Origin of the sequence: Shewanella sp. Choline-02u-19 (assembly GCF_002836205.1) — a bacterium.
GTDB lineage: Bacteria > Pseudomonadota > Gammaproteobacteria > Enterobacterales > Shewanellaceae > Shewanella.
In genome coordinates this window covers 248,607-262,073 of record NZ_PJBE01000013.1, presented here as the reverse complement: position 1 = coordinate 262,073, position 13,467 = coordinate 248,607, and the positions used below count along the sequence as shown (strand labels likewise).

Annotated in this window: 6 protein-coding genes; 1 reads left to right on the top strand and 5 read right to left on the bottom strand. The window is 42.6% G+C overall.

All coding sequences use genetic code 11. The features are described from left to right. Positions 1-40: 40 nt before the first annotated feature. A complete protein-coding gene (locus tag CXF83_RS07950) occupies positions 41-5,278 on the bottom strand; it encodes an Ig-like domain-containing protein (RefSeq protein WP_101092698.1) in 5,238 nt (1,745 codons plus the stop codon). A 2-nt stretch (positions 5,279-5,280) separates the two neighbouring features. Further along, positions 5,281-6,402 (bottom strand): OmpA family protein, encoded by a 1,122-nt coding sequence (locus CXF83_RS07945; protein WP_101092697.1) that lies wholly within the window; start codon positions 6,400-6,402, stop codon positions 5,281-5,283. 1,057 nt (positions 6,403-7,459) lie between these two features. On the opposite strand from CXF83_RS07945, the gene CXF83_RS07940 reads away from it, so the two are divergent. Then, on the top strand, positions 7,460-9,070 hold the full coding sequence (locus CXF83_RS07940; protein WP_145991699.1) for a sensor domain-containing diguanylate cyclase: 1,611 nt from the start codon (positions 7,460-7,462) through the stop codon (positions 9,068-9,070). On the opposite strand, the gene CXF83_RS07935 is transcribed toward CXF83_RS07940, so the two are convergent. The 3 genes from CXF83_RS07935 to CXF83_RS07925 all read right to left on the bottom strand — a co-directional run bounded on the left by CXF83_RS07935 (position 9,054) and on the right by CXF83_RS07925 (position 13,334). After that, positions 9,054-10,022 (bottom strand): lipid A deacylase LpxR family protein, encoded by a 969-nt coding sequence (locus CXF83_RS07935; protein ID WP_101092695.1) that lies wholly within the window; start codon positions 10,020-10,022, stop codon positions 9,054-9,056. The two genes, CXF83_RS07940 and CXF83_RS07935, sit on opposite strands and share 17 nt — an antisense overlap. A gap of 203 nt (positions 10,023-10,225) precedes the next feature. Next, the gene (locus tag CXF83_RS07930; RefSeq protein WP_101092694.1) at positions 10,226-10,726 is read right to left on the bottom strand and encodes a hypothetical protein; all 501 of its coding nucleotides are present in this window, start codon (positions 10,724-10,726) and stop codon (positions 10,226-10,228) included. A gap of 298 nt (positions 10,727-11,024) precedes the next feature. Next, on the bottom strand, positions 11,025-13,334 hold the full coding sequence (locus tag CXF83_RS07925) for a penicillin acylase family protein (RefSeq protein WP_101092693.1): 2,310 nt from the start codon (positions 13,332-13,334) through the stop codon (positions 11,025-11,027). Positions 13,335-13,467 lie beyond the last annotated feature (133 nt).

Below are 13,467 nucleotides of genomic sequence, written 5' to 3'. Positions count from 1 at the left end.
TTGCTTTGATGACAATTTAGTGTCTTTAACCCTTACGTTACTACTGAATCGTCAGTTTAGACTGGCTATCTTTACCACCATAACTGCAAGTAATCGTCGTATTCCCTGCAATGCTCAAGGCAGTAATTGTTTGATACGTACCGTTATTGCTACCAATAACCGCTAATCTAGTATCGCTTGAACTATAACTTGCGAGGCCCGTAACAAACTTTTCAGCTTGTTCAATCCCATTAATTGCAGTTCTTGCAGAGCAGAGATAGCTAAGTGACCCGCCTTTAGCCAATATTGCCGATGGAGCAGGCTGGATACTGACTGACAACACTTCCTCATTAGTCACAGTGACATTGACCGACGTCGCCGTTAAGCTTTGGTAATTGGCATTTATTTTAGTCGCTCCCACTTTTTTAGCTAAAGCGATACCATTCTTTTTCCCGATAGCAACAAGCTTGTTATCACTACTTGACCAATTACCCGCATTGTTTTGTGTAAGCTCTGCGGTGCAGCCATTAAACCAGAGCCCGAAAAGGGTGTACTGCATTTCGGTATTTAAGCTGATTATTGCATTCTCTGGTCGAATATAGATGGTATCTGGCTTCTTATTACCACAACTTGCACCAACGGTAAGGCTAGTAGAGGTACTGACACCTTTAAATGTTGCCTGGATTGTTGTGCTCCCTGTCGATACTCCAGTTGCGATACCGGCGTTGCTGTAATTTTGTATTGAGGCGATGCTAGTATTCATGCTTTTCCAGCTGGTATCTTTGGTGATATTAACTTCACTACCATCGCTATATAGAGCCTTGGCTTGATACTGTAGAGTCGAACCCAACGAAATGGTTTCGTCTAACGGTGTGATACTAATAGAGTCCAAAGTCGCTGGGATTATCACCAAGTTGGCATTAGCGCTGAGATTATCATAATCCGCTTTGACGATGGCATTACCTGTTGTGATCCCCTCAACAGTAACAAACAGCTCTTCTTGGTCAATAATTTCAATGTCGGCAGTCCCAGAACTGCTCTTAATGACATCATTAGTTACGTTCTCGGTTGTGCCGTCTGACAGACGAGCTATAACGGTAAAATCTAAGGTCGTATGTACAGCCATTTCATAGTAACTAGGAGTAATTGCTAACGCGGTAGCGACTGCATTAGTGACGGTGAGTCCTTGGCTATTCTCTTTGCCTCCGAAATAGATATTCACATTAGTAGTGCCGATATTCACACCATATACTAAGCCTTTGATCACGACGGCTACCGCAGTATCATCGATTTTCCATGTAGCATCTCGAGTAATATCGACAACACTTTCATCATTATAGGTCGCGAAGGCCGTAAAGTGTTTGGTCGTTCCTTTCGGAAATATCGCATCATCTTCGACCACGATTTCGATTGAAACCAACTCTTTCTCTTTAACGCTAATGGTCGCAGTATTACTTGTTAACCCCTCAAAATCAGCACTAATCGTCGTCATACCGATACCAACAGCCCTAGCAAAACCAGCATTTTCGCCCGTGGGCAGGATATTAATAATACTTGTATCTGCAGAAGACCAAGCCACTAGCTGAGTGATGTTTTTGATCGTATTATCCGCATAATACAAGGTGGCAGTATAGCGACCTAATGTTCCTTGCGGCACATCAATACTTACAGGAGTAATCTCAATGGTTGGCGAGATTGGTGAGGGAGCTGAAACATGTAAGAACTCTCTTTCACTGGTCACCCCTTGATAAACGGTCGTAAGCTCAGCAGTCCCACTCCCTACCGCCGTCATCATGTTATTTGCATCGAAAGTGGCAACATTTGGACTTAAGCTCTGTATTTGAGAATAAGCGGTGACATCTTTAAGGGACAAATCATCATAGACAGCACTGACTTTATACTGCTCAGTTTGGCCCATTTTATAACTTTTATTATTAGGCGTAATTTGGACATTATCGAGAGTTTTACTGGCCACTGTAATTTGAGCACGATTGCTAATAACAGTATTCAATACAGCAGTAATATTCGCTATGCCGGCGCTTATAGCATGAGCAAAGCCACCATTATCACCAATGGGAGTAATATTCACGATATCAGTGTTATCAGAAAGCCAAGTAGCCTGCGTGGTAACATCTCCACTTGATCCGTTTGAATAATAGGCCGTTGCAATAAACTGTTGTTGAGCGTCAATCGCAACATTTGCTATTGCGGGTGTGACTTGAATAGCGGTTAGTGTTAGCGGTGTAACATTTAGTACAGCTTCATTACTCACAATATCGCCAACACGAGCAGTTATAATTGTTGTACCTTCACCAATCGCAGTCGCTAAGGCATTGGTAACCCCTGTAACCTGAATGGTGGCAACATCTATATTTGAACTTTGCCACAATCCATTACTTGGCAAATTATGAAATGAACCATCGCTAAATTTACAGATGGCTTGGTAGTTAATCCTATCACCTATATCTGTTGAGCTAATAACAGGGTTTATATAAATATTGCTCAATACGGCTGCCGTTACCCTAGCATTCGTTTTGGCTGATAACCCATCAATTGTTGCGGTTATTTCACTCACCCCAACCTTATCAGCACTAGCAGTACCTCCGCTCGCTCCACTAGCGGTTATCTGTACGATATCAGTATTGCTTGAGGTCCAAGTTGCACTCTGAGTCACATTTGCAGCATAGCCATCGGTGTAATAAACCGTAGCAACAAATTGACTCACTGTGCCTAGCGGCTTACTTGGATTAACCGGGGTGACCTGTAAACGGCTTGGCGTGGCATCTGTGATGGTTAGTGACGCACTAGCACTTAACCCTTGATAAGTTCCCGTGATAACGGTTTGCCACTCTTGATAGGTCGTCGCAAGTCCTTGTGGATCTATCGTAGCCGCTACGGGATCTCCTGACAGCCAATCACTTATATTAGTCACTTCACGACTAGTACGGTCAGAAAATAGGGCGAATAACCGATACTGTTGGGTCAAACCTGCTGCGACGGTTTTAGATACTGGTGTGATGCTTACACTTTCTAATACAGCTGCCGTAACGGTAGTGATATTAGTCGCGATTTCACCTTTAAAGCTGGCTGTGACAGTATCAACACCTTCACTAATTCCCAGCACGACCCCTGCATTTTCATTGGTATTATCTACCGAGGCAATATCGCCATTTTCAACACTCCAAGCTGCCTGCTGGCTTACATCATTACTTAAGCCATCGGTATAAAATGCAAATGCTTGTAACTGCCCCTTATGACCAACTGATATGTTTTGCTTAGCCGGTATCACCGTAATAAATTCAAGTACACCATCAGACACCGATAGAGATGCCGTTGCTTGCATGCCGATATATGATGCTGTAATGGTCACCAAATTTTCAGACTTAATATGGGCACTTGCCAATGCTGAGCTATCAATAGATGCCACATGGGGTTCGCTACTCTGATAACTAGCAAATGTGGTTAAATCGTGGTTTGTACCATCAGTGAACACACCAAACACTTGATACTGCTGCGTAGTGCCTGCAGGTACAGATACTTGAGGTGGGCTTAACGATAATGACTCAAGTACAGCCGCTGTGACAGTCACTCTGGTAGTGACACTTTGGCCATCAAAGCTCGCCGTAAGTAGAGCTGAACCTTGAGCTAGCGCTTCAGCGTAACCTCCTAATTCGCCAGTAGGCACTACAGTCACCACAGAATAGTCGTCAACGACCCAATATGCCGTATCGGTGACATCTGAAGTGGTATGATCAGAATAATAGGCTATGGCACGAAATTGCCCTTCTATACCCACCGGCACCTCTGGTGATAGCGGTGATATTTGTAGCTTAGTAACCACAGCATCACTAACAGTAAGTGAGGTCGATTGGGTTATATCCTGATAAGTGACAGATATGTCAGTAACGCCAACATTAAATGCATTCGCTTGACCCGACTTACCTCCACGAAACCCGACAGCGGCAATACTCGGATCACTACTTGACCACGCGCTAAGTTCGGTAATATTTCGCTTACTACCATCAGAATAAAAGGCATATGCTTGGTAGTTAATAACCGTACCAACTGGCGTTTTTTCATCATGTGGGCTAAGGCTAATCGCTCTGATTTCCGCCGCGGTGACTTCAACATTAGTACTCGCAGTCACCGATAAAAATGTCGCACTCACAGTGGTTTTACCAGGAGTGAGCGCAATGCTATCGCCACCAAAAACCCCTGAACCGACGATACTTCCAATTTTACTGTCGGCAATACTCCATGAGACTTCACGAGTAACATTGATAACATTACCATCGGAAAAGTAAGCCTCTGCATGGTAAACACCCATTTTACCCACGGGGAATTTGCCATTATTGGGACTGATGACTAAATTGCTAAGAGTCGCTTGGTTAACGGTTAATGCAGCACTATCACTGAGCGTTACGCCATCATGCACTATTGTTGCTTGAACTTGCGTATCCCCTATAGCCACAGCGGTTAGCCAAGCACTCGCATCTATACTGGCAATATCCGTATCAGATACAAGCCAAGTTGCCCAGGAGGTAACATCAATCACTTCATTGTTTACCGTGGTCAAATAGGCACTATATTGCGTTGCCGCTCCAACCGACATCACCAAACTGGCAGGAGTAATGACTAATGTTTCTGGGACTGAATTGATAACGGTGAGCTGGGCGACAATACTGGCGCCATTATACTCCGCAGAAATAACAGCAAGGCCATGAGTAAGCCCAGTGGCAACAACATTAGCACCATCGACACTCATAGTCGCAATACTGGGACTGTCTGATGTCCAGTTAACACGCTCAGTGATATTCAACTGAACGCCATTGGGTAATATGGCAAACGCTTGGTAGGGCTGCACCATTCCGGTAAGAATACTGGCTTGACTCGGGCTAATACCAAAAGTGACAGCACCAACAGAGAGCGCAGCGGTATCATTAAGCCCTCGATAAGTTGCAGCTATAATCGTTACGCCGTTAGCTAATCCAGTGGCGACAACTAAGCTATCATCTTGATCAATAACCGCAATAGCAGTGTCTTCAACACTCCATGAGACGAGCTCTGTGATATCTGTTTCACTGCCATCAGTTAACGTCGCTAACGCCTGATATGTTTGTGTATCACCAAGGAGTATGGCGGATTTGTTTGGGGTAATGGTAAAAGCACTAACACACGGGTCATCGCTACCGCCGCAATCAGCGGTAGGAAAGCCTGAGTTACTACCGTCACCACAAGCCGATAGCAAGATAAGTAACAGTGATGCAATATATAATTTAGTCACAGATAATCGTTTCATTATTATTGCTCCTGCTGTGGCATGACTTCTGGAAGAGTGAGTTGTGGTAGCAATATTTGAACGTGGCGATTCAAATGCCTATGCTCTTCGGTCAAGTTATCTGTGACGGGGTTTTGATCACCAAAATACTCACTAACAATCTGTTTATCATTGACGCCTTGAGCAATCAAATATTGATAAACACTCGTGGTTCGTCGCTTCGAGAGAGCTAAGTTATATGCACTACTTCCTCTGGAATCAGAGTATCCGCGTAAAATAACCTGTGCTTGTGAATATCTTGTTAAACGCTCAACGATGACTTGCAATGGTTCGCTCGAGTGTAATTCACTGCTATCAAAGTCAAACAGATAAGGGAACGTTATCTGTTCCAATACTATCGGAGGCGTGGCTACCACGGCGGCTGTGACTTTTGTTTCATTGATGCTGATTTCAGTCACTGGGGACTCTGTCATTGGTGCCGCTCTCGTTCGGCCAAACTGATAACTTATTCCGATAGCCGTAACATGGGCATTGGTGCCACCTAAGATGTCATTACCTAACTGATGAAAATATTGATATTCAAACCGGGCTTGCCATGAATCCGTTAGCTGATAACTCATTCCTGCACCTAAGCTAGGCGCCCAGTCATTTTCAGATACGGTTGAGAATGGCCCTGAGTTTTCACCATGCCAGTTAAACGCACCCACCTTCGCAAAAATAGATAAGTCCTCGTTCAGTTCAATAGATCCCAGTACTGACAAATTCAACCCTTGCATGGTTCCTTGATACTTTTGTGCTATACCCCCCTCTAAATAAGTGGCATTTGCTTCTCCTAAATCAAGATAAGCAGCTTCAAAAGCAAAATGGTTATTTATCTGGTAACCCGCAAAAAAACCAGCCGCGTTGCTGTTTCTATCACAATCTAGGCTCCAAGATTCACAACCATGCTGATAATAGTTAACCCCTAACTCTGCACCTAGATAAAAATATGCAGGAGATAACTCAGTTTTAAGTGAGGGGTTGTTTTCGACTGATGAATGTACGCTGCGATCTTCAGAAGCCGCGGCGAAACTGCTAACAAAAAGCGCCACAGACACAAAGAGTGTCAACAAACAGTGAGAGCATCTCTTAAGAATTGTAAGCATTGCGTTGCACCTTTGGGAACATCGAAGCGGTCATTTAACATAGAGTATACACAGGAAGTGTATAAAAAAAAGTCAGATTAGGTAACTAGTCTCATTGATAATAGTTAACTTAAAAAGGAGGTAAAACAGTAATAAACACTGCTTAGTATAAAAGTACTAGCTGGTATTTCCCCCTTCACCTTTCAGAAAATAACCCATCTGCACTCCCTGAACACGAACCCCACTTTCATTCAGCAACCAGCAACGGTAAGAGTAGTCACTCGTGATACGAACGGCATAGCCACCGAGAACGACTTAAAGTTGTATATTGACCCGATTAGTGCAAACAAACTGTCACCCTTTATGACTCTATCAAAGCGATTCCAACTGATGAGAGTGCAAGCTTAAAAACAACAGGTATTCCGTTCAAACCTAGATGATATTAAGGTTGTTGGAACAGAGTTGGCTTATTAGGTTGAGCAGAGTATAAATGCTTGTAAGTAAAAAAGTATAAAGCAGCTTTACTATGCTCTCGGTCAGGTAATATTAAATTCATTTGGAGTCATTGTGTTTACTATTCTCGTTTCAACCTGGGGATTGTTGATGATGTGTTCTGTCATTGCAGAGTATCAATATTATAATGCAGTTAAAACTCTTGAACCGCAGGTCTGACAGGAGCTTGGAACTCCCAAACACTTAAGCATTACTTTTGCTTTTATCCACCAAAATCTTGATTTTACTACAAAAAATTACCCATAAAACCATTTATCTGAAAGCCAAAAAACATCGTCAAGCTCGAATGCAACTTTTGGTTTATGTGGTGCAGGTGCTAGTGATAAGCACCTTGTATTTCAAATTAGCTTAATGGTTATCTATACTCAAACGAGAACGCTCTTTACGCAATTTCACGACTCGCATAGTTAAAGCCTCTTTCCAAAAGGCTGATTAATGGCAATACATTTACAACAACTTACCTCACCAAAGACCAAGCGAATTATCTAGCCACTGCTACAATTAACTCAAATTCTCGCCAGTACACGCCACTAAAAGTACTGTTTATAGAGGCACCTAAGAGATTTTGAGAACTCTAAGTTTCAACCAACTTCAAGTTAGGGTATTTACGCTCATCGTCGTGTTATTCACTGCGGTGATCCTCAGCTATCGCATTTTCATTCAGATCCCACAACTTGAAGCCACCATGCTCAAGCTGTCTGAACGAGAGTTAAATAGCTTGGTTTTTGCTATTAATCGAATTAATAAACCCATGGTTACCCTAAATTACGATTATGCCGTTTGGGATGAGACCTATGAATTTGTACAGCAACCTAATTCGCCGCACAGCCAGCGTTACTTAATTGAAAACTATCTCAATGATACATTCATCAGATTAGAAATTGACGGTGTATTTATTTTCAACAACCAATCCAAGCTCTTATACTCAAAAGGTTACCACCATAAAAACAAACACGATCTCAGTTTTAACTTGCATAACTTTGAGGATTCTCCTGAAAATAGGGTGTTAATCGACACTCCCTATAATGGCAAAAAAGTCATCCCTAAAACGGGCGTTATCTCCACCCAATCAGGGGCGGCATTCTACAGTTCTACCCCTATTTTACTTTCTGACAAAAGTTTAGCCTCTAATGGTTTTCTGGTATTTATCCGCCTCATTAACCAAGAGCTAATCGATGAGCTATCACTGTTTACAGCAACGCCAGTACTTATAACGCCAGTCAACAGTAATATAGATATTGACGGGCTCAAAGATTGGAACGCTGCAGTGAAACTGACCCAAATAACCCCTTTCACCCGCAGGTTAATCCGCAATACTAACGGAGAACCGATCCTCAAAATCACCTTATATCATACCAATAGCCAGACTCCCTCCATTTGGGGCCTTGGTATGCTCAGCTTGGTACTTGCGATGATAGTGCTGGTCATCACCGTCTATCTGCTGCTTGCTGGGTTCATTATTGGCCCAATTCAACGCCTTGCAAAACATGTTAAAGCCATGGACAAAAAGCAACGTTACAAAGAACTGCCAAAAAACTACATTATTACCGAGTTAAGAAAGATATCATTTCACTTCAACGCACTTATGAGCACAGTGCAGAGGCAAAATACATTATTGAGTCAGCAAGTCTATGTCGATGAGTTAACCCAAATTTCTAATCGCCGTGCATTTGAATTGCACTTAGAAGCTCAAATTCAATTATTAAGGCGGCAGAACATTGGCTTCACACTGATATTGGCTGATATCGATTATTTTAAAAGATATAACGACACATTAGGACACATTGCGGGCGATGAAGCACTTAAAACCGTGGCCGCTTTATTGGACCAACATTTTCAACGTGCTGAGGATATGTGTGCACGCTTTGGCGGGGAAGAATTTATAATGCTCTACAGTGATATTCCATTCGCTCCGCTTGAACGTAAGCTAGCAAGCATTTTAGAATCACTGCAAACCTTAGCCTTACCTCATCCAAGCTCTGATGTGGCAGATTTTGTCACTGTGAGTTTTGGGGTATGCCAAGTCTTACCTGCGCCAGTAGAGACATACTGTGCAGAGACCTTTATTAGCGGAAAACAGATCACTGAAATCGCGGATAAAGCGCTTTACCAAGCCAAGAAAAGTGGAAGGAACCAGTATTATAAAGTGACCATTACGGCTAATAATGATAACTAATACTGGCCGCGCCATAGTTAGTATTGGGTATCTGCCCTTCATATTGCTGACTCCCTCGAAGCGTAGAGAATAAAATCCCCCAACTTCCCCAGCGCATGGCAAACCCCATACTAAGCTGACCTTGTTCATGAATGAGTTCCACAGAGTGGCTATCTTTAAAAGTATTACCATCCATAGTGATGTCATTCAGCACGTAACGACCGTAAGCTGACATAAATAACATCCAGTTAAACCCTCGATCAGACATATAGGCATAAGGATTGGCGCTATGAGATGCGGTCGGGTTAATACTGGCATAGGTTTCATCAAGCCCACTGCCGACTCTAAACGTTAATCCAAAGCCCGCATCGCTAAGTAAATTACCGATTCCGGCCTGAGTGTAAAAGCTCACGTCAGTTGCCACACGGTGTGATAGTGCTAATTGAGCAAAACGATATAAATACTCAGATTGGACACGAAAAACAGGCTCATTATCAATTTGATAGTCCCACCCTTGTGGATCTTTAGCACCAATCATACCGTGGATGATACTTTGCGTTTGTTCCGCGAATGAAGCGGGGCCAACCACACCGACATCAAGTATTAAACTGGTTGCAATATCATCCTCAAATTGGCGTAATTTGACCTGCCAAAGTAGTACTCCAGCGTACGGTCTATCATCAGGGATGAGTTGGCGATCTTCTAAGTCTGATGGGGTAAACATCCCCTGTAAAATGGCATAGCTTAAAGTGTATTGACCTCTATCAGCTTGGTTAATATAGGTCCAATCGCTAGCCCATCGCACCCAATCTGGCATATCAATATCGTCAAAGTTAGCGATAGGCGCCTTTCCCCATGCATAACCAACACCATTGCTGTAGCCATCATCAGTGGGTTCTAGCACACCGAAAGCATCATTTTCAAAGATGAATTGTCCCCAGCTGTTTTGACGAAGGTCATCTTCTGCAGCCATAGCTGAACAGGTAAAAAAGGAAAGAGTCAGAACAATAAATGAGATAATAGGTTTTAGCACACACTTTACAGATTGAATGGGGACGTAAAAGGATTATAGATGACGATGGTTAAAGCTGGAAATGAATAAAACAGCATTGCATGTTATTAATCTCAAAAATGGAAAAGTTGATATATTTATAAATAGATATATTGAGAGGCAAATTAGAGTAGAGTCAATTCCTCATCTTTTTTAAATCGAATGCCTCCATTTGCAAGCTCAACATCAATCTCGCAATCAAGCGGCGATTGGTCCAGTTTTTCACACCGATTGAGTGTTAATTTGTACTGTTTATTTCTCAGTGCCGAAAGTACTTCATCGCAACCAAATGACTTTTGATTAATTTCTTTAAAACACAAACCTTGCCTGCTGGCTTGATCGCCATCTTTGCCTATTAAGTAATCCCAGTCATCTCCCCATGACTTTATCTTCATGGTGTACTGTTCATTGTCGGTAAAAATAGTCAACTCTGGGGCAATTTTAACCCCAAAGTCCATTTCATTAATGGCATAGATACCAATATCACATGCAACAGACTCTTGTTGTGTATCTTCACTATAACGGGTTGTTTCAGCTGCGAGGGCGATCTCAAAAGTCAGGCCTTTTTGACATGCTGATAAACTGAGTAGCCCTAAGACAACACCAATATATTTAGCCGTAATCATTGAGTTTTCATTCAGATGTAATTATTTGTATCGCATATTAACAAATACCAAACATTATGTTTAGTATTAAACCTGACGTCAAAAATAAGAGATTAGATATAACGCAATGAAATAGATGTTTATTTTGGCACAATGATACAACTAAGAGCATATATGCCACCACATGTGCTGTTAGCGAGTAAATAGTCAGCGTTATATCTTCACCTTTTATTTATCACCAATTTATCGAACTCATATTGATAACCGCTGAGCAGAAGATAAAGGCACCAAAGTACCTTTATTGAATGAGCCTAATGCATCAATTAATACTTACCTCTTTTGCATTAATCTCTATTCGATGCAGTCGCCTGCTTGGCAATAAAGGCGTCTGTTGCTGAGCAGCATACTCGGTAAAACCAGCCCTATAAAAATCTGATAATGGGTGGCCAGACTGCCCCCCTGGAATCGCTAATACTCCATTAGCTTCATCACCTGGCTGAACAATAAAACGCTGAGATGCACCGAATGAGGCTCCTTGAACAGCCGGCATATAGCTATCACCAAATCCGGTGACGGTAGGCATATCTAACAGCGTGCTTAATATCGGGATCTGTTTCGAAAATGGGTGCTGTATCTTTAGCTCGTTAACACTTCCCCATGCTAAGTCATCCATATTGTCGTCTTGACTATGTTTGGCCAACAGTTGTTGTTTACTCTCTTGATATACATTGAGCATATACTCTGACCAACTTGTGTATTTTGTCGGCAACCAAAATTTTGGTTGTGCGTTGATTAATTGCCACATGGCAGGCTCTAGGTCGCGTTTAACTGGCGATAAACTTAGCGAAGAAAGCGCCAACTGAGTTTCGAGAGGGGCAAAGGTAGTATCTATAAGCTGTTGTCTATATTGCCTGACTAAGGTGTAACCCACTGAGTCACTACAAGCACATGCTTTCCAATTGTTTAGATAAACAATATCTTTAGCGAAACGCTGGGGCTTAGTACTTAACACCGTGATTAGCTGTTGCTGCCAAGGCTGTAAGAATCGTGCTTCATTATCCAATTGTAGTTGGTAAAAATCATCGACAGTAAAATCTTTTCCAGCAAAAAGTCGGTCTCGAATTTGCGTACTACGAGCACCAAGAGCGTAACCTCCATTGCCTAACTCTTTGTGTTGCTTGGTCGACACCACACGCGAGTTTCCAGACCACAACCGATGAGTATCAGGATTAATAACCTCAGGTAAAGCCACTTGATCGATAAGCCAGTTATCAGCTTGATAGTCAGACTCGGCTATTGCAACCTCACTGGGATTAGTTCTTGATGGAAAAGCGCCAGCTGGCTTCCATGCTGCGTTACCAGCGGTATCAACTAGCATCATATTTTGCACTGGAATGCCCATATTACTAGCAATGGCGATGCCTTGTTGCACATCTTTGATGCTATCGAGCTCGACGAGTGACATATCGACAGCGTAATCCTGATGCCCTACCCAAGAGAGTGCATAACGCTTTTCAGACACCTGCTTTACCGGGCCAAATCGAGACATAGGGATCTTATAATCAACCGCTGAATCAGGCAGTCTTATCTCTTCATCTTCAAAGGTCAGTTCGGTATCATCATCAATTTCAATCCAGTCTGCGGTATCAATATAGGCATTGGTAAAACCCCATGCCACATGGCCATTACTGCCAACCACAATCGCTGGAGCGCCTGGAAGTGAAACACCGGTAATACTAATATCTTCACCGTTATGCTGATAATTAAGCTGAGCACGATACCAAATGATAGGCACAGCAAAAGACAGGTGCATATCATCGGATAACATGGCATTGCCATTTTGGGTCAACTCACCTGTTACTGCCCAGTTGTTACTGCCGATATCCAGCGGTTCAGCAATCTCTTTTGGCAGTGCCTGACTGATATATAATGGCGAAAGCTGAGGGATAGACGGTGGTGCTAAGCTGATTAAGCTGCCATCTAGTGGCGCCTGATATTGGCTGGGTTGAATAATAAACGCCACCATTTCAGCGCCAAACATCGACTGTATATGAGTAAGCGTCAAATCTCGTTTAATCGTATTTCCTTGCAAATCAAGGTACATACTGTAGATCACCAGTAAACTATCCGCAGGTTCCCATGGACGAGGATTCGCGCCTGTCACAAGATACTCGAAAGCATTCATAGATTGAGCAGCAACGGCGTCATTCACGCCTCGAGCATAAGTGGTTAAGGTCTTGATGTGCGCTTCTGGCAACGTTTTTAAAATGTTATTGGCGCGCTTTCTTAATTGGTGAAAACGGTGACGTTTGTCTAACTCAAGTGCCTTTTCCCCAAAGATTTCTGATAGTTCTCCAGCAGAATTACGTCTTAAGAGGTCCATTTGAAAAAAGCGATCTTGCCCATGAGCATATCCTAAGCCGTAGGCTGCATCTTGGCGATGGCTGGCCGTGACCACTGCGGTGCCTAACCGGTCTCTTTCAATACTGACATTATCACTTACGGCATCACTTTCTATGGATGCATCCAGCTTTGGTAAGCTCATAAAGAGTAATAGATAAACGCCTACGGCGGCGATAAACACGATAGAAAGCAAACTAACTGCTGTTATTTTTATTATTTTTTTCATTACGTTCCTGTAGTGATAGCACTCCTGTATATGGATCATCATAAACTGGGTTACAGATTTGTTAAACACCCATTTGAAATTAGTCTAACCTTCTATTAAAAACCGAATAAGTAGCTGCATTTATCGCTCGATA